This window comes from Streptomyces sp. NPDC031225, assembly GCF_055570355.1.
In genome coordinates this window covers 127,058-149,613 of the sequence record NZ_JBVIHJ010000027.1, presented here as the reverse complement: position 1 = coordinate 149,613, position 22,556 = coordinate 127,058, and the positions used below count along the sequence as shown (strand labels likewise).

At 70.2% G+C, this 22,556-nt stretch carries 19 protein-coding genes; 9 read left to right on the top strand and 10 right to left on the bottom strand.

Annotation, left to right across the window (positions count from 1 at the left end; translation table 11 throughout):
- Window positions 1-268 precede the first annotated feature (268 nt).
- The 3 genes from ACZ48Z_RS36390 to ACZ48Z_RS36380 all read left to right on the top strand — a co-directional run bounded on the left by ACZ48Z_RS36390 (window position 269) and on the right by ACZ48Z_RS36380 (window position 4,841).
- A complete protein-coding gene (locus ACZ48Z_RS36390; protein WP_468740183.1) occupies window positions 269-1,654 on the top strand; it encodes a class II fumarate hydratase in 1,386 nt (461 codons plus the stop codon).
- A gap of 72 nt (window positions 1,655-1,726) precedes the next feature.
- A complete protein-coding gene (gene fomD, locus ACZ48Z_RS36385) occupies window positions 1,727-2,419 on the top strand; it encodes a cytidylyl-2-hydroxypropylphosphonate hydrolase (RefSeq protein WP_468740182.1) in 693 nt (230 codons plus the stop codon).
- 292 nt (window positions 2,420-2,711) lie between these two features.
- On the top strand, window positions 2,712-4,841 hold the full coding sequence (locus ACZ48Z_RS36380) for a SpoIIE family protein phosphatase (protein WP_468740181.1): 2,130 nt from the start codon (window positions 2,712-2,714) through the stop codon (window positions 4,839-4,841).
- Window positions 4,842-4,917: 76 nt separating this feature from the next.
- Here ACZ48Z_RS36380 and ACZ48Z_RS36375 read toward each other — a convergent pair whose 3' ends face one another.
- The gene (locus ACZ48Z_RS36375) at window positions 4,918-7,272 is read right to left on the bottom strand and encodes a transglycosylase domain-containing protein (protein ID WP_468740180.1); all 2,355 of its coding nucleotides are present in this window, start codon (window positions 7,270-7,272) and stop codon (window positions 4,918-4,920) included.
- 251 nt (window positions 7,273-7,523) lie between these two features.
- Between ACZ48Z_RS36375 and ACZ48Z_RS36370 the strand changes: the two genes are divergently transcribed.
- The 5 genes from ACZ48Z_RS36370 (at window position 7,524) to ACZ48Z_RS36350 (ending at window position 12,356) form a co-directional block, all read left to right on the top strand.
- Entirely contained in the window at window positions 7,524-8,426 is a 903-nt protein-coding gene (locus tag ACZ48Z_RS36370) for an SPFH domain-containing protein (protein ID WP_468740179.1), read from the top strand.
- A complete protein-coding gene (locus tag ACZ48Z_RS36365) occupies window positions 8,372-8,677 on the top strand; it encodes a type II toxin-antitoxin system antitoxin (protein ID WP_468740178.1) in 306 nt (101 codons plus the stop codon). The genes ACZ48Z_RS36370 and ACZ48Z_RS36365 overlap by 55 nt, the downstream gene beginning before the upstream one ends.
- Before the next feature lie 105 nt (window positions 8,678-8,782).
- Window positions 8,783-9,307, top strand: a complete 525-nt coding sequence (locus ACZ48Z_RS36360) for a PadR family transcriptional regulator (RefSeq protein WP_468740177.1) — start codon at window positions 8,783-8,785, stop codon at window positions 9,305-9,307.
- A complete protein-coding gene (locus ACZ48Z_RS36355; RefSeq protein ID WP_468740176.1) occupies window positions 9,304-9,990 on the top strand; it encodes an ABC transporter ATP-binding protein in 687 nt (228 codons plus the stop codon). Before ACZ48Z_RS36360 ends, ACZ48Z_RS36355 begins: the two co-directional genes overlap by 4 nt.
- On the top strand, window positions 9,987-12,356 hold the full coding sequence (locus ACZ48Z_RS36350) for an ABC transporter permease (protein WP_468740175.1): 2,370 nt from the start codon (window positions 9,987-9,989) through the stop codon (window positions 12,354-12,356). The genes ACZ48Z_RS36355 and ACZ48Z_RS36350 overlap by 4 nt, the downstream gene beginning before the upstream one ends.
- A gap of 22 nt (window positions 12,357-12,378) precedes the next feature.
- Here ACZ48Z_RS36350 and ACZ48Z_RS36345 read toward each other — a convergent pair whose 3' ends face one another.
- The 9 genes from ACZ48Z_RS36345 to ACZ48Z_RS36305 form a co-directional block, all read right to left on the bottom strand.
- Window positions 12,379-12,807: a hypothetical protein gene (locus ACZ48Z_RS36345; protein WP_468740174.1), complete on the bottom strand. Its 429-nt coding sequence runs from the start codon at window positions 12,805-12,807 to the stop codon at window positions 12,379-12,381.
- 4 nt (window positions 12,808-12,811) lie between these two features.
- A complete protein-coding gene (locus ACZ48Z_RS36340; RefSeq protein ID WP_468740173.1) occupies window positions 12,812-13,210 on the bottom strand; it encodes a roadblock/LC7 domain-containing protein in 399 nt (132 codons plus the stop codon).
- Window positions 13,211-13,252: 42 nt separating this feature from the next.
- Window positions 13,253-14,083 carry a MarR family transcriptional regulator gene (locus ACZ48Z_RS36335; RefSeq protein WP_468740172.1) on the bottom strand — a complete coding sequence of 277 codons (831 nt, stop codon included), beginning with the start codon at window positions 14,081-14,083 and terminating at the stop codon, window positions 13,253-13,255.
- A gap of 694 nt (window positions 14,084-14,777) precedes the next feature.
- Entirely contained in the window at window positions 14,778-16,145 is a 1,368-nt protein-coding gene (locus tag ACZ48Z_RS36330) for an AI-2E family transporter (protein ID WP_468740171.1), read from the bottom strand.
- Window positions 16,146-16,270: 125 nt separating this feature from the next.
- Complete coding sequence (locus ACZ48Z_RS36325; RefSeq protein ID WP_468740170.1) at window positions 16,271-16,954, bottom strand: aggregation-promoting factor C-terminal-like domain-containing protein; 684 nt, start codon at window positions 16,952-16,954, stop codon at window positions 16,271-16,273.
- 430 nt (window positions 16,955-17,384) lie between these two features.
- Window positions 17,385-18,710: a PhoH family protein gene (locus tag ACZ48Z_RS36320; RefSeq protein ID WP_468740169.1), complete on the bottom strand. Its 1,326-nt coding sequence runs from the start codon at window positions 18,708-18,710 to the stop codon at window positions 17,385-17,387.
- A 333-nt stretch (window positions 18,711-19,043) separates the two neighbouring features.
- Entirely contained in the window at window positions 19,044-19,817 is a 774-nt protein-coding gene (locus ACZ48Z_RS36315) for an isoprenyl transferase (RefSeq protein ID WP_468740168.1), read from the bottom strand.
- 956 nt (window positions 19,818-20,773) lie between these two features.
- Window positions 20,774-21,562: a methyltransferase domain-containing protein gene (locus ACZ48Z_RS36310; protein ID WP_468740167.1), complete on the bottom strand. Its 789-nt coding sequence runs from the start codon at window positions 21,560-21,562 to the stop codon at window positions 20,774-20,776.
- 75 nt (window positions 21,563-21,637) lie between these two features.
- Entirely contained in the window at window positions 21,638-21,871 is a 234-nt protein-coding gene (locus ACZ48Z_RS36305) for a hypothetical protein (protein WP_468740166.1), read from the bottom strand.
- A gap of 78 nt (window positions 21,872-21,949) precedes the next feature.
- Here ACZ48Z_RS36305 and ACZ48Z_RS36300 point away from each other — a divergent pair, with 78 nt between their 5' ends.
- Window positions 21,950-22,324, top strand: coding sequence for a DUF192 domain-containing protein (locus ACZ48Z_RS36300; protein WP_468740165.1), 375 nt, complete (start codon window positions 21,950-21,952; stop codon window positions 22,322-22,324).
- The last annotated feature ends 232 nt before the right edge of the window (window positions 22,325-22,556 follow it).

Below are 22,556 nucleotides of genomic sequence, written 5' to 3'. Positions count from 1 at the left end.
GGGGGGGGGGGGGGGGGGGGGGGGGGGGGGGGGGGGGGGGGGGGGGGGGAAGGGGAGGGGGGGGGGGGGGGGGGGGGGGGGGGGGGTGGTTTTCTTCCCCCCCCCCCCCCCTACCCGTCCCATCCCCAGGGGCGCTGCCCCTTCGACCCCGCCCGGGGGCTGCGCCCCCGGACCCCCATCGGCCCGAAAGGCCTCGTCCTCAAACGCCGGACGGGCTAACAGAACCCGGAGCCGGAACATACGCCTCTCCCCGATCGCTGTAAGGGGTATGAGCGAATACCGCATCGAGCACGACTCCATGGGTGAAGTACGCGTCCCCGCCGACGCCAAGTGGCGTGCCCAGACCCAACGGGCCGTGGAGAACTTCCCGGTCTCCGGTCAGCGCATCGAGCGGGCGCACATCGAGGCCCTCGCGCGCATCAAGGGAGCCGCGGCGAAGGTGAACGCCGAGCTCGGGGTGCTCGACAAGGACATCGCCCAGGCGATCCAGGACGCCGCCGAGGAGGTCGCGCGCGGGGACTGGGACGAGCAGTTCCCCGTCGACGTCTTCCAGACCGGGTCCGGCACCTCGTCCAACATGAACACCAACGAGGTCCTGGCCACGCTCGCGACCGAGCGGCTCGGCCGTGCCGTGCACCCCAACGACCACGTCAACGCCTCGCAGTCGTCCAACGACGTCTTCCCCTCCTCCATCCACATCGCCGCCACCGCCGCCGTGACCCGGGATCTCATCCCCGCCCTCGGCCATCTCGCCGCCGCGCTGACCCGCAAGTCCGAGGAGTTCGCGGACGTCGTGAAGTCCGGGCGGACCCATCTGATGGACGCCACCCCGGTGACCCTGGGCCAGGAGTTCGGCGGGTACGCGGCCCAGGTCCGCTACGGCGTCGAGCGACTGGAGGCCTCGCTGCCCCGGCTCGCCGAACTCCCCCTGGGCGGCACCGCGGTCGGCACCGGCATCAACACCCCGCCCGGTTTCTCCGCCGCGGTCATCGAGGAGGTGGCCCGCACCACCGGGCTGCCGCTCACCGAGGCGCGCGACCACTTCGAGGCGCAGGGCGCGCGGGACGGGATCGTCGAGACCAGCGGGCAGCTCAGGACCATCGCGGTCGGGCTCACGAAGATCGCCAACGATCTGCGCTGGATGTCCTCCGGTCCGAGGACCGGCCTGGCGGAGATCTCCCTGCCCGACCTCCAGCCCGGTTCGTCGATCATGCCCGGCAAGGTCAACCCGGTGATCCCGGAGGCCGTGCTGATGGTCGCCGCGCAGGTCGTGGGGAACGACGCGACCGTCGCCACCGCCGGAGCGGCCGGCAACTTCGAGCTCAACGTCATGCTTCCGGTCATCGCGAAGAACGTCCTGGAGTCGGTCCGGCTGCTCGCCAACGTCTCCCGGCTGCTCGCCGACCGGACGGTCGACGGGATCGTCGCCCACCGCGAGCGGGCCCGGGAGTACGCCGAGTCCTCGCCCTCCGTGGTCACCCCGCTCAACAAGTACATCGGGTACGAGGAGGCCGCGAAGGTCGCCAAGAAGGCCCTCGCGGAGCTGAAGACTATCCGTCAGGTCGTGCTGGAGAGCGGATACGTCGAGCGGGGCGACCTGACGGAGGAGCAGCTGGACGAGGCACTGGATGTCCTGCGGATGACACGGCCGTAACCTTTCCCGTCCCCGGCGTGAACCGTGACGCGCACCGCAGCGTCGTATGCCCATGGCACCTAATATCTCTTCATGGCAGACGGTGGAGCGGTGAGAGCGGTGGAAGCGGGCACGTCGACGTCCTTCTGGAAGCCCGGGAGTCAGATCCTGTGGCGCTACCGGGAGAACTCCGGCGCGCACTTCCACATCGTCCGCCCGGTCACCGTCGTACGCGACGACGAGGACCTGCTCGCCGTCTGGCTGGCGCCGGGCACCGAGTGTGTGAAGCCGGTGCTGGCCGACGGCACGTCCGTGCACGCGGAGCCGCTGGAGTCCCGCTACACCAAGCCGAGGACCGTGCAGCTGGACCACTGGTTCGGCACCGGGGTGCTGAAGCTGGCGCGGCCGGGACTGCCGTGGTCGGTGTGGCTGTTCTGGGAGCCGGGCTGGCGGTTCAAGAACTGGTACGTGAACCTCGAGGAGCCGCTGACCCGTTGGGCCGGGGGCGTGGACTCCGAGGATCACTTCCTGGACATCTCGGTGCACCCGGACCGCAGTTGGCACTGGCTCGACGAGGACGAGTTCGCGCAGGCACAGCGGGACGGGCTGATGAGCCCCGAACTCGCCGGGCAGGTCAGGGCCGCGGGGCGGTCCGCGGTGGAGGTGATCCGCGCCTGGGGCCCGCCGTTCTCGGACGGCTGGCCCGACTGGCGGCCCGATCCATCCTGGTCTGTACCGCTCCTACCGGAAGACTGGGACCGTACGCCCGCGCACTTGTCCTCATGAGACCCTTGATGCGCCCCCGGGCTGCAAACGTAGGATCGTCCTCCGCAAGAGTGCGCAGCGGCAACTACCGGAGCGGGCACTGGGCTTGACCGATCGTCACCGAGGGGCGGCAGGACGTGAGCGTGGGGTACGAGGGCAACACCGGTACGGGCCGACGTTTCGCCAACAACGCAGGAGCAGCCCCTGACCACGCGGGAATTCCGTTCCTCGGACACGCATTCCGGGTATCGGGATTTCGGCGGGACCGACTGCGCGTACGGCGTGCAGCCCCGGACGGACGGATTCGACACGCGTGACGGAGCACCCGACCTCCTTCGAACGCCCACAGCCGGGCGTCGACCCCACGGACCCCCGCGGGGCGCGTCCGCGTTCCCCGGTGCCCGCACCGGGCGTCGAGGCGCCGTCCGCTTTACCCGTCCAGGCCCGCTCCGGTGACACCTCGCCGGAAACGGCACCCGTCGTCCAGGGCAGCAGCACGACCGGCAAGACCGGTAGAACCGGCAACAACAAGGACATGGGTATGAACCCGGCGGGCACCGGCCCCGAGCACTCCCAGCCGGCCGCTACGGAGCAGGACACGCACCGCCCGCGGCCCGTCCCCGACGGGGTCCCGGTCCAGCCGGGTGGCGAGGGCGAGCGGCCGCAGAGCGGTCTCAGCAGCGAGGAACGCCGTACCGGACAGGCACTGTCCCCGGGCCGGCCCACGCCCATGCGGCGGGACGGGGACCGGCTGCGCTTCGTGGGCGCGGCGACCCGGCGGATCGCCCGCGGCATAGACCTGGACGAGATCGTCATGGGGCTGTGCCGGGCGACCGTGCCGACGTTCTCCGACGCGATCCTCGTCTATCTGCGCGATCCGCTGCCGGTCGGCGACGAACGGCCCACCGGCCCCCTCGTACTGAGGCTGCGGCGCAGCGACCGCATCCCGCAGCAGGAGCGGGACCTGGAGGACGGCATCCTTCCGGTGCCGGTGCCGGAGAACCCGACCGAGCTGGACGCCCTCGGCACCGAACTGTGCGAGGTACAGCCCGGCAGCGCGCTCGCCGAGGTGCTGCGCGGAGTGCGCCCGGTGTTCACGGACACGCCCGCAGCTCATGCGGCGCTGCCGGAACTGCTCGGCGAGGGCGCCGAATTCGCCGTACCGACGGGCCGCCGCGCGATCCTCGCCCCGCTGCGCGGCCGGCGCCGGGTCATCGGCGCCGCGCTGTTCCTGCGCCGCCCCGACCGCATCCCCTTCGACCCGGACGACCTGCTGGTCGCCGCCCAGCTGGCCACGCACAGTGCGCTGGGCATCGACAAGGCCGTCCTGTACGGCCGTGAGGCGTACATCGCCGACGAGCTGCAGCGCACCATGCTTCCGGAGACGCTCCCGCGGCCGACCGGTGTCCGGCTGGCCTCGCGCTATCTGCCGGCCGCCGAGACGGCCCGGGTGGGCGGTGACTGGTACGACGCGATCCCGCTGCCGGGCAGCCGGGTCGCGCTGGTCGTGGGGGACGTCATGGGCCACTCCATGACATCCGCGGCGATCATGGGCCAGCTGCGCACGACGGCCCAGACCCTCGCCGGCCTCGACCTGCCTCCGCAGGAGGTGCTGCACCACCTCGACGAGCAGGCCCAACGGCTCGGTACGGACCGCATGGCGACCTGTCTCTACGCCGTCTACGACCCGGTGTCGCACCGCATCACCATCGCCAACGCCGGTCATCCGCCGCCGGTGCTGCTGCATCTGGGCGGCCGTGCGGAGGTGCTCCGGGTGCCGCCGGGCGCGCCGATCGGTGTCGGGGGCGTCGACTTCGAGGCCGTGGAGCTGGACGCGCCGGCCGGGGCCACGCTGCTGCTGTACACCGACGGGCTCGTGGAGTCGCGTCTGCGGGACGTGTGGACCGGGATAGAGCAGCTGCGGGAGAAGCTGGCCGCGACCGCCCAGCTGACCGGACCGGATCATCCGCCGCCGCTGGAGGCGCTGTGCGACGAGGTGCTCGACATGCTCGGTCCTGGCGACCGGGACGACGACATCGCGCTGCTCGCCGCACGGTTCGACGGGATCGCGCCGAGTGACGTGGCGTACTGGTTCCTGGAGCCGGAGGACGCGGCACCGGGCCGTGCCCGGCGGCTTGCGCGCCGGGCGCTGTCCCGTTGGGGCATGGAGGATCTCACCGACTCCGTCGAGCTGCTGGTGAGTGAGGTCGTCACCAACGCCGTGCGGTACGCGACGCGGCCGGTCACGCTGCGGCTCCTGCGGACCGATGTGCTGCGCTGCGAGGTCGGGGACGACGTGCCGCAACTGCCGCGGCTGCGGCAGGCTCGCGCCACCGACGAGGGCGGGCGCGGCCTGTACCTCGTCAACCGGCTGGCCCGGCGGTGGGGGGCGACCCGGCTCAGCACCGGCAAGGTGGTGTGGTTCGAGCTGAACCGGAGCTGAGCGTGCCGCTGCTCGGCCCGTACGCGAACGGCGAAGGGCGCCCGGTGATCACCGGGCGCCCTTCGCCGTTTCCTCGCTACTGGTCGCCGTTCGGGTCGAACGGGTTCGGCGGGCTGGTCGTCGGGGTCACCGGCGCACTGGTCGTCGGGGTCACCGGCGCACTGGTCGTCGGGGTCACCGGCGCACTGGTCGTCGGGGTCACCGGGGTCGCCGGCGCACTGGTCGTCGGTTTCTTCGTGGTCGCGGACGGCGACGGTGTGTCGGACACCGAGGCGCTGGGGCTCGGGGTCCAGCTGGGCTGGACCGCGGCGCCCTGGTCGGTGTCCAGGTCGAACTTGGTGTTCTTGCCCGCGACGCCGAAGGTGTACGCCGCCCAGATCTGCGCGGGGAAGCCGCCGCCGTTGACGCGCGGAAGGCCGGCGGTCTTGTACATCTTGCTCTGCGCGTGGGTCTTGTAGTCCTCACCGAACAGGCCGACCGAGGTGACCAGGTCCGGGGTGTAGCCGGTGAACCAGGCCGACAGGTTGTCGTCGGAGGTACCGGTCTTGCCGGCGACCTTCCGGCCGTCGCGGGCCGGGTTCTGTGCCACGGACACCTTGGCCGTACCGTCGTCGACCACGCCGGTCAGGACCGAGGTCACCGTGTCGGCGGCCTCGCGGCTGATGACCTGCTCGCCGATCGGGTCGGGCATCTGGATCTCGGTGCCGCCCTGTTCCGCCGACTTGATGATGGTCGGCGTGACCTGCTTGCCGTGGTTGTCGAGCGTGGCGTAGACGCCGGCCATCTGGATCGGGCTCGCGCCCATGGTGCCCAGGGTGTAGGCGGGCAGCGGCTTGAGCTTGCCGGTGTCCATGCCCATCTTGGTGGCCGTCTCGAGCACCTTGTCCATGCCGACGTCCACGCCCATCTGCGCGAAGACGGAGTTGATGGACTTGTCCATGGCCGTCTGGACGGTGACCTTGCCGTAGTCCGCGTCGTCCTCGTTCTCGGGGCCGAAGCCGACCTTGTTGCCGTTGCCGTCCACGACCTGGCGCTTGCTGGTGCCGTCGTAGATCGTGTTCGCGCCGATCGCCTTGCCGCCCTGCGTCTCGGCGGCGTTCTCCAGGGCGGCGGCGAGGATGACCGGCTTGAACGTCGAAGCGGGCTGGTAGTCGGTGCGGTTGGCGTTGTTGAAGAAGTGCTTGGTGTAGTCCTCGCCGCCGTACAGGGCGACGATCTTGCCCGTCTTGGGATCGACGGAGGCGGCGCCGGCCTGGACGTTCTTGTCGACCGACCGCTTCTTCGGGTCGAGCTGACTGGTCAGCTGGGTCTTGACGGACTTCTCCAGCTGGGCCTGCTTCTTCTTGTCGATGTTCAGGGTGAGGGTCCAGCCGGAGTTCTCGACCCGGGCCTCCGCCTCGTCCTGGGTGATGCCCTCCTGCTTGATGAGCTGCTTCTCCAGCTGCTGCTTGGCGAGCTTGACGAAGTAGCCCTTCTGCCCTTCGAGGCCGGGTGCGGCCTTGGGCTCCTTGGGCACCGGGAACGTCATGGCGTCACGCTTGGCCTTGTTGAGCCAGCCCTGCCCGACCATGTTGTCCAGGACGTAGTTCCAGCGGGCCTTCACCAGCTTCTTGCCGGTGGGGGTGGCGGCCGCCCAGTCGTACTGGCTCGGGGCCTGGAGCAGCGCGGCGAGGTACGCGCCCTGCTGGACGCTGAGGTCCTTGGCGTCGACGCGGTAGTAGTCCTGGGCGGCGGCCTGGATGCCGTAGGCGCCGCGGCCGTAGTAGCTGGTGTTGATGTAGCCCGCGAGGATCTTGTCCTTGGACGTCGTGCGGTCCACCTTCAACGAGATGACCAGTTCCTTCAGCTTGCGCGTGACGGTCTGGTCCTGGTCGAGGTAGTAGTTCTTGACGTACTGCTGGGTGATCGTCGAGCCACCCTGCTTGCCCTTGCCGGACAGCGTGTTGATCAGACCGCGGGCCGTGCCCTTGAGGTCGACGCCGGCGTCGGTGTAGAAGGACTTGTTCTCCGCCGCTACGAAGGTGTGCTGGACGGGCTTGGGGACCTCGGAGAGATCGACGATCTCCCGGTTGGTGTCTCCCTCGCGGGCCATGGGCGAGCCGTCGCTGTACTTGTAGATGTTGCTCTGCTTCTGCGCGGCCGCGTTGCCCTTGGGCACGCCGATCATCATGTACATCACGATGAAGGCGCCGATGCCGAGCAGGCAGAAGCCGAAGAACGCGCCGAGGATCTTCTTCCAGGTGAAGAGCCGCCGTATCGCGCTCTTGCCGTTCTTTGCGTTCTTTGCGTTCTTCTTGCCCTGGGCGGCCTTGCGCGCCGCTGCACGGCCGCCGGTCACGACGCCCTCGCTCGGCGTCCCGGACGAGCGTGTGGGCGGCGCCGCGCGGCGACCACCGCGCTGACGTGCTCTTCTCTCTTCCGCTCGTCCCATGGGTCGACTCGCTCCGCTTCCTCATCGGCGGCCACACCGGTTCGTGGCTCAGGTCAGCTCAGAAAGCTAACACCGCTCTATATGACAAAGGACATTCGATCCGGGCCTCACCGGGCGTGAGAATCAGCACCCGCCTCCTCGGAACCAGACTCCCAGGGGGGTGTGAAGGTTGCCGAGGCGGGGTAAAGTGATATCACTTAGCTAGAAGTTCGATAGAAGCCTGCCAGAGGTAAGACAGATGGGGGATCACCATGTCCGCGGATGACTCGGTACCAGAGATGCCCGCCCCGCGCGTCCGGGAGGTCGCCGCGCACAGCATCGGCGGCGCGCTCGCACTACTGCTCGGCCTGGTCGGACTGCTGGCCGCCGTCGTGCTGTTCGCCGCCAGTTCACGGAGTCCCGGCTTCGCCGCCGGCGGTGTCCTCGTGCTGGTCGCCGCGCTCATCTCGCTGCGCGGCCTGAACACGGTCGCACCGGGCGAGGCCCGGGTCGTCCAGCTCTTCGGGCGCTACCGGGGCACGATCCGCCAGGACGGGCTGCGCTGGGTGAACCCCTTCACCTCCCGCACGAAGATCTCCACCCGGGTCCGCAACCACGAGACCGCGGTCCTCAAGGTCAACGACGCCTACGGCAACCCGATCGAGCTGGCCGCGGTCGTGGTGTGGCGGGTCGAGGACACCGCGCAGGCCACCTTCGAGGTGGACAACTACGTGAAGTTCGTCGCCACCCAGACCGAGACAGCCGTCCGGCACATCGCCATCGAGTACCCCTACGACGCCCACGAGGAGGACGGGCTCTCGCTGCGCGGCAACGCCGACGAGATCACCCAGAAGCTCGCCACCGAGCTCCACGCACGCGTCGAGACAGCCGGCGTGCAGATCATCGAGTCCCGCTTCACGCACCTCGCCTACGCGCCCGAGATCGCCTCGGCGATGCTCCAGCGGCAGCAGGCCGGGGCGGTCGTCGCGGCCCGGCGGCAGATCGTGGAGGGCGCGGTCGGCATGGTCGAGGAGGCGCTGGCCCGCATCACCGAGCGGGACATCGTGTCGCTGGACGAGGAGCGCAAGGCGGCGATGGTGTCCAACCTGATGGTGGTGCTGTGCGGCGACCGCGCCCCGCAGCCGGTCCTCAACACCGGGACGCTCTACCAGTGACGGCACCTTCCGCGGGGGGCTCCCCCGAGCGGCGGCCTCAGCAGCGCAAGCAGGTGCTGCTGAGGCTGGACCCGCTGGTGTACGAGGCGCTCGCGCGGTGGGCGGGGGACGAGCTGCGGTCGGCCAACGCGCAGATCGAGTTCCTGTTGCGCAGGGCCCTGAAGGAGGCCGGGCGGCTGCCCGGCGACACCGGTCCGCTGCCACGCCGGGGACGACCACCCAAGGACGACCGGGGCGACCGGGCCACGTAGCAGAACCGTGACAATCGGCCTTCACCTGCGGCTGCTCACGCCCCGGCCCGGCGTACACACTCCGCGTATACACCTGACGTATACACCGCATGTACAGTCCTCTCCATGTCCATCGGTCACACTCTTCTAGGGCTCCTGGAGTCCGGCCCCCGGCACGGTTACGACCTCAAGCGGGCCTTCGACGAGAAGTTCGGTCACGACCGGCCGCTGCACTACGGCCAGGTCTACTCGACGATGTCCCGGCTGCTGAAGCACGGGCTCGTCGAAGTCGACGGGATCGAGCCCGGCGGCGGCCCCGAGCGCAAGCGGTACGCCATCACCGACGCCGGGATCACCGACGTACAGCGGTGGCTCGCGACGCCGGAGAAGCCCGAGCCGTATCTCCAGTCCACGCTGTACACCAAGATCGTCCTCGCGTTGCTCACACACCGGGACGCCGGCGACATCCTCGACTCGCAGCGCTCCGAGCACCTGCGGATGATGCGCATCCTCACCGACCGGAAGCGCAAGGGTGACCTCGCGGACCAGCTGATCTGCGACCACGCCCTGTTCCATCTGGAAGCCGACCTGCGCTGGCTGGAACTGACCGCCGCGCGTCTCGACAAGCTCGCGGAGGTGGTGGTCAAGTGACCCCGGCCGGTTCCCTTCTCGTCGCCGACGAACTGCGCAAGACCTACGGTCCGACCGTCGCGCTCGACGGCGCCCAGTTCTCCATCCACCCCGGCGAGGTCGTCGCCGTCATGGGCCCCTCCGGGTCCGGCAAGTCGACGCTGCTGCACTGCCTCGCCGGGATCGTGCCGCCCGACTCGGGCTCGATCACGTACAACGGCCGCGAGATGGCCACGATGAACGACGCCGAGCGCAGCGCGCTCAGGCGCACCGAGTTCGGGTTCGTCTTCCAGTTCGGACAGCTCGTCCCCGAGCTGACCTGCGTCGAGAACGTGGCGCTTCCGCTGCGGCTGAACGGCACCTCCCGCAAGGAGGCCGAGAAGGCGGCGCTGGCGTGGATGGAGCGCCTGGAGGTCGACGACCTCCGCAAGAAGCGGCCCGGCGAGGTCTCCGGCGGTCAGGGACAGCGCGTGGCCGTGGCCCGCTCCCTGGTCACCAACCCGCGCGTGCTGTTCGCCGACGAGCCGACCGGCGCGCTGGACTCCCTCAACGGCGAGCGGGTGATGGAGCTGCTCACCGAGGCCGCCCGGTCCACCAACGCGGCCGTCGTCCTCGTCACGCACGAGGCACGGGTCGCCGCCTACTCCGACCGCGAGATCGTCGTACGGGACGGGAAGTCCCGGGACATGGAGCGGGTCGTATGACGCTCAGGCAGTGGTGGCGAGACCTCGCCATGGGGGTTCGGTTCGCCTTCGCGGGCGGACGCGAAGGGTGGGTCCGGGCCCTGCTGACCGCGGTCGGCGTCGGCCTCGGAGTGGCGTTGCTGCTGCTGACCACCGCGCTGCCGAGCGCGCTGGCGGTCCGGCACCAGCGCGAGGACGCCCGTACGGACATCACGTACAGCGACAAGATCCCCCCGAAGGGTGCCGACACGCTGCTGGTCGCGGCCACCGGAACCACCTTCCGGGACACGAGCATCCGCGGACGGGAGCTGGAGCCCGAGGGGCCGAAGGCGCCCCTGCCGCCGGGGGTCGGGAAGTTCCCGGCGGTCGGCGAGATGGTGGTCTCCCCCGCGCTGAAGAAGCTGCTGGAGTCGGGCGACGGCAGGCTCCTGCGGGAGCGGCTGCCGCAGCGGATCGTCGGCACCATCGGCGAGAGCGGGCTGATCGGCTCCGCCGAACTCGCCTACTACCGGGGCGCCGAGGGGCTCGCGGCGCACGGCATCACCGGCGGACAGATCACCCGCATCGAACAGTTCGGGAACCCGAACCCGGTCCAGGAACGCACCGACCCGGTGCTGGTCCTGCTGGTCCTCGTCGTCTTCATCGTGCTGCTGATGCCGGTCGCCGTGTTCATCACCGCCGCCGTGCGTTTCGGCGGCGAGCGGCGCGACCGTCGGCTCGCGGCCCTGCGCCTGGTCGGCGCCGACGGCCGCTCGACCCGTCGGATCGCCGCCGGCGAGGCACTCGCAGGGGCGGTGCTGGGACTCGTCCTGGGCACCGGGTTCTTCCTGATCGCCCGTGAAGCGGCGGGCTCCGTCGAGGTGTTCGGGGAGAGCGTGTTCCCGAGCTATCTCAACCCCTCCCCCCTGCTTGCCCTGCTGGTCGGTCTCGCGGTGCCCGCCGCGGCCGTCCTGGTGACCCTGCTCGCCCTGCGCGGAGTGGTGATCGAGCCGCTCGGCGTGGTGCGTACGGCGAAGCCCTCTCGGCGCCGGCTGTGGTGGCGGCTGCTGCTGCCGCTGGCCGGGCTCGGGATGCTCTACCCGATGGTCGGACAGGGCCGCGACGGAGGCGACTTCAACCAGTACCTCGTCACCGGGGGTGTGGTCCTGCTGCTGGTCGGGGTGACCGCGCTGCTGCCGTGGATCGTCGAGGCGGTCGTCGCCCGGCTCGGCGCGGGCGGACTGTCCTGGCAACTGGCCGTGCGCAGGCTGCAGTTGAGCAGCGGTACGGCGGCCCGGATGGTCAACGGCATCGCGGTGGCGGTGGCCGGGGCGATCGCGCTGCAGATGCTGTTCGCGGGCGTCGAGGGCGACTACACCCGGGACAGCGGCTACGACGTCTCCCGGGCGCAGATGCAGGTCGCCGTCCCGGAGGGGAAGACGCTCGCCGCGACCGCGAAGGAGTTCTCGGCGACCAAGGGCGTGCAGCACGTGTACGCCTTCGACGAGGGATACGCCAACGACGGGCCCGGCGACGACGCTCACTTCAGCCGGGTCACCGTCGCCGACTGCACATCCCTGCGGCAGGTGGCCGAACTGCCCTCCTGCCACGACGGCGACGTCTTCGCCTCCCACGTCACACCGGGCGCGAACGGCGACTCCTCCACCCAGGAGAACGCGGACGGCGAGTCGGGCATGGCGGCCAAGCCCGGCAAGACGCTCTACTTCGTCGACACCTCCGACGACTCGGACAAGCCCGCCTCGGTCACCTGGACCGTGCCGAAGACCGTCAAGCAGGCCCGGTCCATCCCGGACCCGACGGGCTACCGGCGCGGCGGCCTCCTGGTCACCCCGGCCGCCTTCTCGGCGAAGGCCGCGGCGGGTGTGGACGGCCAGATCTATCTGCGGCTCGACAAGTCGCTGCCGGACGCCTACGAGTACGTACGCAACACGGCGGCCCGGATCAACCCGCTCGAAGAGCCGATGACCTGGGTGTCCGTCGAGAGCAACGACCGCTACAGGTCCATCCGCACCGGCCTGTTCGTCGGCGCCGCCTGTGTCCTCGCACTGATCGGCGCGAGTCTGCTGGTCTCCCAGCTGGAGCAGCTGCGCGAGCGCAAGAAGCTGCTGTCGGCGCTGGTCGCCTTCGGCACCAGGAGGCGCACCCTGAGCCTGTCGGTGCTGTGGCAGACGGCGATCCCGATCGTGCTCGGTCTGCTGCTGGCCATGGTGGTGGGGCTGACGCTGGGCGTGGTCCTGCTGCGGATGACGAACACCGGGGTGCGCGTGGACTGGCCGAGCGTGCTGTCGATGACCGGCGTGGGGGCGGCGGTGGTGGTCGTGGTGACGCTGCTGAGCCTGCCGCCGCTGCTCAGGCTGATGCGGCCGGACGGGCTGCGGACGGAGTAGCCGCCCGCAGCCGGCCGTCCGTTCAGAGGCTGTACTCCCGCACCACCCGCCGGACCTGGGCGAACAGCATGCCGACGTTGACCGACTTGCGGCAGACGACGACGGCCACGACGTCCTGCTGTTCGTTCAGCCGCACGAACAGGTGCGTGAGGTTCTCGCTGTTGACCAGGATCTCCTGGAAGAAGTGGTTGTCACTGGCGACCCCGCGACGCTCCTTGAAGACGTCCTCGATCATCACGACCGTACGGCCCTGGAACAGGTCGAGAGTCGCGCCCGCCAGGAGGTCCAGGACCTCCGGCGGGTGGCTCTCGACGGTCTCGTACGACAGCAGCATGCCCGTGGACATGTCGACCACGCCGGAGGCGACACAGTCGGGGGCGTCGGTACGAAGGGACTTCACCAGGCCCATCACCTGGTCGGAGAAATTTGCGGCCATGCGCTTCGTCGCCATCCCTTCAGACTCCTTCTGGTGCTTTCTCGGTCGCTTTGCCGGTGAGGATCGAGCCGATCCGGTTCAGGGTCGGTTGGGTCGCTCGGTGCAGCTGGTCCACGTCCATGCCCTCGTCGCCGAGTACGACCATCAGGGCGGTGTCGCCGAGGGCGTAGAAGGCGGCGCAGCCGTGGCTGCCGTACGTCACCGTCCGGCGCAGCGTGCCGCGGGCGGTCGCCTCGGCGGTGCGCCGGGCCAGGCCGAGGCCGGCCGCGGCGAGCGCGGCCAGACCCTCCGGGTCGATCGAGTCGGCGGTGTCGGCGGCTATCAGCAGCCCGTCCGCGGCAGCGACCGCGGTGTCCGTGATTCCGGTGACCTGTTCGCGCAGACCGCGCATTTCGAGCGCCAGGGCTTTGTGATCCATATACTCAACTCCCCTAATTCTGTTCACATCTGATCGGCTGCTTCATTTCGGTGTTCCGTTCCGGAGGCGGAAAAAGCTTCCTGGTTTACGGAGGGGCAGATCGGCGCGTTCCACGGTCCTGGCCGGCTCGGTGGGCCCCGGTTCCCGCTGACTCAGGCCCTGGCCGTCCGGGAGCGTCCGGACGGTGATCGGTTCGGGCGGCTCGACGCAGACCAGGAGGCCTTCGTCGAGCATCCGGGCGACCTCGACGGTGACGGTGTAGACGCCGCGTCCGACCCGGAAGGCGAGATCGCGGGCGGTACGGCGGCCGTCGGCCCGGGCGAGCAGATCGCGCCGCAGTGCGGTGGTCGCGCCGGCCGTGCCGTCGGGTGCGGGGGCGGGCACGGGCCGCTCCCGGTCGGGGTGCACGGGGTGCGGCAGGGCGGCCAGGGCGATGAGTCTGCGGGTCGCGTCCTGGAGCAGCCGCAGGGGCATCTCCCCTACCGGGACCTGCGCGAACGGCTCGGTGGTGGCGACGCGTTCGCACTCCTCCACCCGTCCCGCGGCCATCGCGAAGGCGGCGTCGTGCAGGGCCAGCGCGCACACCACGCGCAACTGCGCGGCCCCCGCGTAGCCGTGCGCGATGAGCGCGGTCGCCGGCCAGCGCGAGCCGCCGGACTCCCGCACCAGCTGGGCCCACTGCTCGCCGCTGACCCGCCCGGAACGCAGCAGCAGCGCCTCGGGTCCGGGGGCGCCGGGCGACTCCACGGCGACGACCCGGCCGTCGCCGAAGTGGAAGGTGCCGCCCGGTGATCCGGTGATCCGCAGCTCTCCGGTGAAGCTGTCCCGGCCACACGCGGCCAGGGCCAGTGCCAGGTGTTCGTGGCCCGACATCACACCCCCCGCCGCCTCGCACATACGCCTGACGCGTAGCGCTGAGGAGGGAATGTGTATCAGTCCGGGCGCATATTCCGGGTGCCGCTTTCCTACCTGCCGCTAGTTGTCGGAAGTTGAGTTCGCGGGCTGTTCAAAACACTTGTTTCGGCGCTCATTTGACCGAATATGGCCACCGGATTTCCCGCCCGGACGCCGGGTTCAGCGGCGGGCGGCACCGGGGGCGCGGGCCTGTGCAGGGGCGGGGTGAGGCGCTTCGGGATCGGCACGTACCCGGTTCGGAAGCGGCCTGCCGCGGTGGGCCGCCGCCCGGACGCCCGGCGGCGACAAGCCGCACGGGCGTGCCGAGCCCAACGGCTGCCGTGGTCATCAGCGCGCCCTCACCGCCCGCCTGCCGGCCGACGCCCGGCGCCCGGTCCCGCGGGCGGTGACCCTCGCCGAGGGCCAGGAGGGTGGGCGCCCCGGCCGCCTCGCGCGGGATGCCCTCGCGGCCGCCGAGCCGTGGCCGGGGAGCGTGACGAGCCCCCGAACCGCCCAGCCGGCTCCAGCACGGCCTGGGCGTGTACGGCCACAGGACCGCCCACTGGCGACCGGAGCACCGTGCGTGCGAGTGGTGATACGGCCGCCCAGGTGCCCGACCGCGCGGGGCTCGGCTGCCTCTTCCCGCCGACCGTCACACAGCCGGCCCCGGCGCTCAGTCCCGCGGGACGGGGTCCTCGGTGGGCTCGTCGGCGCCGTCGGGGGGCGCGTCCCCCGACGCGTCGTCGGCTTCGGTACCGACGGCCGCGTCCTCGACGGGCGGATCGTCCTCCGCACTCGTCTGTTCCTCCGCGTACGCCTTCAGGTAGCTGACCACGGTGTTCGTCACCGCCACCAGCGGCACGGCCACCACCGCGCCGCCGATACCGGCCACCATGCCGCCCGTCGCGACGGTCAGCACCACCGCGAGCGGGTGGACGCGGACCGCACGGCCGAGGATGAACGGCTGCAGGATGTGGCCCTCGATCTGCTGGACCGCGAGGACCACCGCGAGCGTCATGAGCGCCGTGAACACGCCCTGGGTGACCAGCGCGACGACCACCGCCAGCGCGCCGGAGGCGACCGCGCCCACGAGCGGGATGAACGAGAACAGGAAGATGAAGACGGCCAGCGGGACGGCCATGGGGACGTTGAGGAAGTAGATGCCGACGCCGATGAAGACGGCGTCGATGAGGGCCACGAGGACCGTGCCGCGGACGTAGGCGGTGAGGGTGTGCCAGGCGCGCGGGCCGGCGCCGGCGACCGCCGGACGGGCCGCCGCCGGGACCAGCTTGAGCGTCCACTCCCAGATCCGCCGGCCGTCGTACAGGAGGAAGAGGGTGGAGAAGAACGTCAGCAGGATGCCCGTCAGGGCCTCGACCACGACCTGGACGCCTTCCAGGCCAGCGGAGGTGATCTGGTCGGTGTTGGCGCCGACCGCTTCGCGCAGGTTCTTGGCGATCTGGTTGATCTGCTTGTCGGTGACGTGGAAGGGGCTCTTCAGCAGCCAGTTGCGCAGATCGTCGATGCCGCTCTGGATCTGGTCGGAGAGGTTGTCGATGTTCTCCATGACCTGCCAGGTCACGAACCAGCCCATGAGGCCGATGACGACGAACCCCAGGATCGCGGTGAGCGAAGTGGCCGGACCGCGCGGGACGCCGTGGCGCATGAGACGGGCCACCGTCGGCTGCAGCATCGCGGTGATGAGCAGGGCGATGACGAAGGCGAAGACGACGAGTTGCACGGCACTGATGACCCGCATCAGCACCCAGACGGTGCCCGCGAGGATCAGCAGCCGCCAGCCGGCCTCGGCGGCGACCCGTACGCCCCACGGCACGGCCTGCGCCGGATCGGGGCGGGGTGCCAGCACGACGGCCGGACGGGAGGCGGGGCTCGCGGGCGCCCGCTTGCGCTCGGGGAACGGCGGGGCCGCGTCGGTCTCGGCCTCCTCCCGCGCCACCTCGGCGCGGCGCTCGTCCAAGCGCTCTCCCATATCGGTCAGCCGGGCACCGAGCCGACCGAGCCACCCTGGCACTCGCGACATGATTCGTCCTCTTCCCCCGTCCGTGACCACCACTCCCCCTGGAGTCGTCGGATCAGACCGTACAGGGCAAAAGCCCCTCCCCGTAGGACGGGGAGGGGCTTCGCGAGGTTGAGTGCGGGGCGCGCTCAGTACCAGTGGTTGGCCTGCCAGAACGACCAGGCCTCACACGGGCTGCCGTACCGGCTGTCCATGTAGTTGAGGCCCCACTTGATCTGGGTGGCCGGGTTGGTCTGCCAGTCGGAGCCGACCGAGGACATCTTGGAGCCCGGCAGGGCCTGGAAGAGGCCGTAGGCACCGGAGGAGGCGTTGACGGCCGTGTAGTTCCAGCTGGACTCGTGGTCCACGATGTTGCTGAAGCACTGGAACTGGCCGCTCGGCACCATCGAGGAAGCCATCGCCTGGATCTGCGCGGTGGTGTACGAGCTCTGCACCGGGAAGCTGGAGGAGCTCCTGCTGGCCTTCTCCTTGGCCTCGGCGCGCTCCTTGGCTTCCTTGGCCGCCTGCTCGGCGGCCTCCTTCTTCTCGATCGCGCTCTTGGCGGCGGCCTTGCGGGCCGACTCCTCGGCGACCTTCTTGGCACCCGCGTCCGCGGCGATGGCCTGGGTGTCGGCCTGCTGCGTGAGGGACGCGGTCTGCACCTGAGCCTGCTGGCCCGCGGGAATGTCCGCGAGCAGCGTCGTGTCGGCTGCCGTCGCCTCGGCGTCGTTCGACTGCGCGACGCTGCCTGAGGCAACGCCTACGACGCTTCCGACAGCGGTGACTGCCGTGGCCGACGCCACTGCGAATCCCCGGACCGAAATCGGGCTCACACGGTTTCCTTCCAGCATCGCCCGCTTCGGTGACCCTGGCGGACGAAATCGTGCCCCTGCGCACTGGCCTCCGTACTGCGGGGTCACGGGAGGCGCGGGCCCGGTGGGCAACTCCCTTGCAGGGAGCGCCATGTGGAACTCGGGCGGCATACGACGTCGACTATGGAGTTGGGCTGTGATGTTGCTGTGGTGCCGTACCGCTGGGGGTACAGGTGTGTCGTATGCGGGGCCTGACAGGAACGAGACTCTGCCGTAACCCGACGCCGGGTGGCAATTCTGAGTTGCGTGTGAAAGCTCACATCCCGTTTGACGCCAGTGATTTCACGAAACGGCGACACACGAAGGCGCCGCCCGGCTAGGCTCTTGGCCTTTCCGGACGGCGCCAACTGGCTCTGGATAGCCCAGTTTTCCCCAGATCTGGCAGATTGCCTCAGATCTGGCCGTCTTCGAGCATTTCGGTCACAAGGGCCGCGATCTGGGACCTCTCGGACCTCGTCAGCGTGACGTGGGCGAAGAGGGGATGTCCCTTCAGCTTCTCCACGACGGCGACCACACCGTCGTAGCGGCCGACCCGCAGATTGTCCCGCTGGGCCACGTCATGGGTCAGTACGACCCGTGAGTTCGCGCCGATCCGGGACAGAACGGTCAGCAGGACGTTCCGTTCCAGGGACTGCGCCTCGTCCACGATCACGAACGCGTCGTGGAGCGAGCGGCCGCGGATGTGGGTGAGCGGCAGCACTTCGAGCATGCCGCGCGCGGTGACCTCCTCGATGACCTCGCGGCTGGCGACCGCGGACAGCGTGTCGAAGACCGCCTGAGCCCAGGGGCTCATCTTCTCGGACTCGGAGCCCGGCAGATAGCCGAGTTCCTGCCCGCCGACCGCGTACAGCGGCCGGAAGACCATCACCTTCTTGTGCTGGCGGCGCTCCAGGACCGCCTCCAGGCCCGCGCACAGCGCGAGCGCCGACTTTCCGGTGCCGGCCCGGCCGCCCATCGACACGATCCCGATGTCGGGGTCGAGGAGGATGTCCAGCGCGATGCGCTGCTCCGCGCTGCGGCCCTTGATGCCGAACGCCTCCCGGTCGCCGCGCACCAGACGGACGTTGCCGTCGGGCGACACCCGGCCCAGCGCCTTGCCGCGCTCGGAGTGGATGGTCAGCCCCGTGTGCACGGGCATCTCGGAGGCCTCGGGGACGTAGACGTGGCCTTCCTCGAAGAGGATGTCCACCTGCTCGCCCGGCAGGGTCAGTTCGGACATTCCGGTCCAGCCGGAGGAGCCCGTGATGGCGAGCTCGGCGCGGTACTCCTCGGCGAGGAGACCGACCGAGGACGCCTTGATCCTGAGCGGGAGGTCCTTGGAGACGACGGTGACGTCGAACCCCTCGGCCTGCAGGTTGCGGGCCACCGCGAGGATGCGGGAGTCGTTGTCCCCCAGGCGGTAGCCGCTGGGCAGCACGCTGGGGTCCGAGTGATTGAGCTCGACACGGACGGTCCCGCCGAGTTCCCCGATCGGGATGGGGGCGTCGAGGCGACCGTGCCGGACCCGGAACTCGTCGAGCAGGCGCAGGGCCTGCCGGGCGAAGTAGCCGAGTTCGGGATGGTGCCGCTTGGCCTCCAGCTCAGTGACCACGACGATGGGGAGCACAACTTCGTGCTCGTCGAAGCGGTTCAGGGCGTTCGGATCGGCCAGCAGGACGCTGGTGTCGAGAACATAGGTGCGCCTGTCAGGCATACGGCGCTTTGTGCTGGTCACCACGGAAGGACGTACCCCCTCGGATGAGGTCGGGGAGCGACGGAGTGGAGCTGGACCGGTCCACGGCCACGATGCACGGGCCGAAAACCGGCCCTCCACTGCTTCTTCCGTGCTGTTACCGCACGGTCGAGCTGGTGCAAAGGGCCTCCCGGGCGGACGGCCCCGTGCCGTCCGCTGAGATCCGACACCCGTGGTTCGGGCGTCGGCCTGCTTGGCTTATGCCCTCGAACATGCGGTGCCATGCCATCAGGTATGACGGCGCCCTGGTGAACTCCTTGTTACTTGTGCCCCAAAAGGGGTAGTCGCCCGCGCCACGCTCTCCGTGGAGCGTCTGCGTCAGCCGCCGTAGCGGCGGTGGCGCGCCGCGTAGTCGCGCAGTGCGCGCAGGAAGTCGACCTTGCGGAAGGCCGGCCAGAAGACGTCACAGAAGTGGTACTCCGAGTGGGCGGTCTGCCACAGCATGAATCCGGACAGCCGCTGTTCGCCGCTGGTACGGATCACCAGGTCGGGGTCGGGCTGGTCGCCGGTGTAGAGGTGGCGGCCGATCATGTCGGTGTCGACGGCCTCGGCGAGCTCCTCCATCGAGGTGCCCTTGTCGCGCGCGTCCAGCAGCATCGACCGTACGGCGTCCGCGATCTCCTGGCGTCCGCCGTAGCCGATGGCGACGTTGACGAGTATTCCGTCGACGTGGGCGGTGGCCTCCTCGGCCTCCTTCAGCGCCGTCTGCATCGGGGAGGGCAGCAGGTCGGGGGTGCCGACGTGGTGGACCCGCCAGCGGCCGTCGGCGGCGAGGGTGCGCACGACGTCCTCGATGATGCCGAGGAGCGGGCCGAGCTCCTCCGGCGGCCGGTTGAAGTTGTCCGTCGACAGCAGCCAGAGGGTGACGACCTCGACGTCCGTCTCGGTGCACCAGCCGAGGAACTCCTCGATCTTCTCGGCACCGGCGCGGTGGCCGTCGACGGGGGTGGAACCGGCGGCCTTCGCCCAGCGCCGGCTGCCGTCCACGATGACGCCGATGTGCTTGGGCACCTGAGCGTGGTCCAGGTGGCCTTCCACCCGGCGTGCGTAGAGCCTGACGAGCAGGCCGCGCAGCTTGTCGCGCAGGTTCACGTGAAAGTCAGCCCCTTTGAGATGGCGGTCCCCGCGGCTAGAGCGTACCGGGGGTTCCGGGCGCCGACGGTGGGGGCCTGTCTTGTTCAACTGTGGGAGCCCCGCTCGTTCGTGGACGGCTGCGAAGCGTCGACGGCCGGTCGCGGCCGCCCGGCGGAGTGGTGCGCCGAACCGGGTCCGCGCCCCTCGAACGGCCACCGAGGCCCCTGGAGGACGCCGGCCTCTGGAGCGGGTACCCCGACCACCCCTGTCATGCGCACAGTCATGCACCCAGTCAGGCGCAGGGTCGCGGGCGCTGCCGTGAGCGCGGCCCTGGACACGGTCGCGCGCACCGTTCTGCGCACAAAAAACGGGCCGGTCCGTGGGGGGGAGACGGACCGGCCCGAGGGGGGGTTTCCACCATAACCCTTCGTAAGTGATGCTGCGTGCATCGGCGTGCCACAACTACTCTCCGGAGTCGCTCGGCGACGGCCCGGTGGTCGGCTGAGGGCCAGTTCATGGGGGTTTCGTGGCCGAATCACGGCGGCATCATGGGGGCGTAAGGCATCGCCCACGCGGGTGACTCCGGGTCGGAACGTTTCTTTGACGCCGGGAAGTGGGCGCGGCACCGCGCAGCCCCCTCCTCTGCGCGGTGCCACCGCGCAGCTTTGCTGGCGCGAATTGCCTCGTCTTGAATTTACGTCAATCACGGCCGGGACGCGAGACGCCTGGGATAACGATGTGGACACCCCGTGAAGACCATGGATATGTGGGGCAGATCGACCGGCGATGCGCCTGTTGCCCGATTTGAAGCCATTTAGGCCCCCGGTGACCCTGGAGGCGGGACGTGCAATGGCTTCAAATCGAGAAGGGGCGCGGCACCTCCGCCGCCCCGGCCCTGCCGACGGTGCGAAGTGCCGTGGACCGAACCGGAGTTGACGATCGGAAAGATTACGGCCGGCCCGCGCCCGTGCGGCTCAGCTGTGCGGCCTGCGGGCCTCGACGAGGTGACGGCTGCTGTGGGCGACGAACGGGCCCTCGGCCTCGATCCGCTCGTGCAGGGCCCGGAGTCGCGGCGCGTACTCCTCCACTGTGAAGCCGGGGACCATCCACACCACCTTGCGCAGGAAGTGGACGACGGCGGCGATGTCGTGGAACTCGATCCGCAGCCGCTCGGCGCGCAGGTCGACGATCTCCAGTCCGGCGGCCTCGGCACGAGCGCGTTCGTGCTCGGGGTGACGGTCCGAGCTCTGTGCCTCCGGCAGCGGGCCGAGGAAGTACTCGACGAGCTCGAAGACGCTGCGCGGGCCCACGTGCTGGGCGAAGTACGTACCGCCGGGCTGGAGCACGCGGGCGATCTCCGTCCACTGGGGGTTGACCGGGTGCCGGCTGCTGACCAGGTCGAAGGTGCCGTCGGCGAAGGGCAGCGGCGCGTCCTCCGGGGCGGCGACGACCACGATGCCGCGCGGGCGCAGCAGTGCGGTGGCCTTGGCCACGTTCGGCGGCCAGCCCTCGGTGGCCGCGGCGAGCACGGGGGCCTTGATCCCCTGGTCGAGGGCGAAGGCCAGCACCTCACCGCCGCCGGTCTGGATGTCGAGCGAGGCGGCGGCCCCGGCCAGCCGTCCGGCCAGCGAACGCGCGTACCCCCACGAGGGCCGCGCCTCGGTGGCCCGCCCCTCGAACCACGAGAAGTCCCACCCCGCGGTGGGGACGGCGGCCCCCTCGGCGACGAGGTCCTCGAACGTGTGGGGGTGTCGGGAGGTCATGAACTGATCGTGACAGGAGGGCCCCGGTGGGCGCCGCCCATTTTTCCGGCCCCACGAGGCACGGGCCGGCCCCCGCTACTCGGTGACGGAGGCGGGGGCGTCGGGGTCGGCGTCGGCGGTGGCGGTGGGCCCGTGATCGGCCATGAGCTCGTGGACGACCCGGCCGTGAAGCAGCCCGCCCATGGCTTTGACCGTGGCGTTCATGTGCGCGTGCAGCTCTTCGTCCACGCGGTGCCGGCTGATGTCACGGTCGAGGCCCTCGATGTGACCGTCGGGCGACACCCCCGTCATCAGGACGATTATTCGCATCGGACACCTGACCCGGGCAGGAGAGAGAGGATCAACCCCGAAGTACCGGGAGCGGCATGACGAGGAGGTGGCCTCGGGATGGGGCGATGGCAGGACGGCCGGGGAGAGCTGATCGTGCACGGGGAGCGGGAGACTCTCGCCGTGCCGCTGGAGATCGCGAGCTCCTACCGGGCCCGGACAAAGGGACTGCTCGGGCGGGACTCCGTCGACGGCGCCCTGCTGCTCTCCCCCGCAGGCAGCGTGCACACGTTCCGGATGCGGTTCCCCATCGACGTCGCGTACCTCGACCGCCGGCTCCGCGTCATCGCCGTACGCACGATGAGGCCGGGACGACTGGGGCTGCCGCGGGTGCGGTCGCGGCATGTGCTGGAGGCGGAGGCGGGGGCGATGGAGGGGTGGGGGGTGCGGGTGGGGGTGCGGGTGGAGGTACGGAGGGACACCGTCGCGGGGTAACGACCGGGACGACGGCCGACGCTGGGTCAGTGAGCTGGCGGGTCAGTGGACAGTGGATCAGCAGGTCAGCCGGTCAGCGGGTCAGCAGGTCAGTGGATCAGCCGGTCAGCGCGTCAGTGGGTCAGCGGGGTACTTCCGATAAATCTGACTCTTCCTGATAGTTCAGTACATCTTTGGCCATCTGGCTCGATTTCGCGTTGACGGCCACCTGTGCCGGGAGTTGAGTTTCCCC

Coding starts and splice junctions, on each gene's coding strand:
- ACZ48Z_RS36340 (WP_468740173.1), bottom strand. CDS start 13,210: ATGGATCACAAAGCCCTGGCGCTCGAAATGCGCGGTCTGCGCGAACAG.
- ACZ48Z_RS36330 (WP_468740171.1), bottom strand. CDS start 16,145: ATGTCGCGAGTGCCAGGGTGGCTCGGTCGGCTCGGTGCCCGGCTGACC.
- ACZ48Z_RS36300 (WP_468740165.1), top strand. CDS start 21,950: ATGGGGCGATGGCAGGACGGCCGGGGAGAGCTGATCGTGCACGGGGAG.
- ACZ48Z_RS36375 (WP_468740180.1), bottom strand. CDS start 7,272: ATGGGACGAGCGGAAGAGAGAAGAGCACGTCAGCGCGGTGGTCGCCGC.
- ACZ48Z_RS36335 (WP_468740172.1), bottom strand. CDS start 14,083: ATGTCGGGCCACGAACACCTGGCACTGGCCCTGGCCGCGTGTGGCCGG.
- ACZ48Z_RS36350 (WP_468740175.1), top strand. CDS start 9,987: ATGACGCTCAGGCAGTGGTGGCGAGACCTCGCCATGGGGGTTCGGTTC.
- ACZ48Z_RS36370 (WP_468740179.1), top strand. CDS start 7,524: ATGTCCGCGGATGACTCGGTACCAGAGATGCCCGCCCCGCGCGTCCGG.
- ACZ48Z_RS36390 (WP_468740183.1), top strand. CDS start 269: ATGAGCGAATACCGCATCGAGCACGACTCCATGGGTGAAGTACGCGTC.
- ACZ48Z_RS36345 (WP_468740174.1), bottom strand. CDS start 12,807: ATGGCGACGAAGCGCATGGCCGCAAATTTCTCCGACCAGGTGATGGGC.
- ACZ48Z_RS36305 (WP_468740166.1), bottom strand. CDS start 21,871: ATGCGAATAATCGTCCTGATGACGGGGGTGTCGCCCGACGGTCACATC.
- ACZ48Z_RS36310 (WP_468740167.1), bottom strand. CDS start 21,562: ATGACCTCCCGACACCCCCACACGTTCGAGGACCTCGTCGCCGAGGGG.
- fomD (WP_468740182.1), top strand. CDS start 1,727: ATGGCAGACGGTGGAGCGGTGAGAGCGGTGGAAGCGGGCACGTCGACG.
- ACZ48Z_RS36360 (WP_468740177.1), top strand. CDS start 8,783: ATGTCCATCGGTCACACTCTTCTAGGGCTCCTGGAGTCCGGCCCCCGG.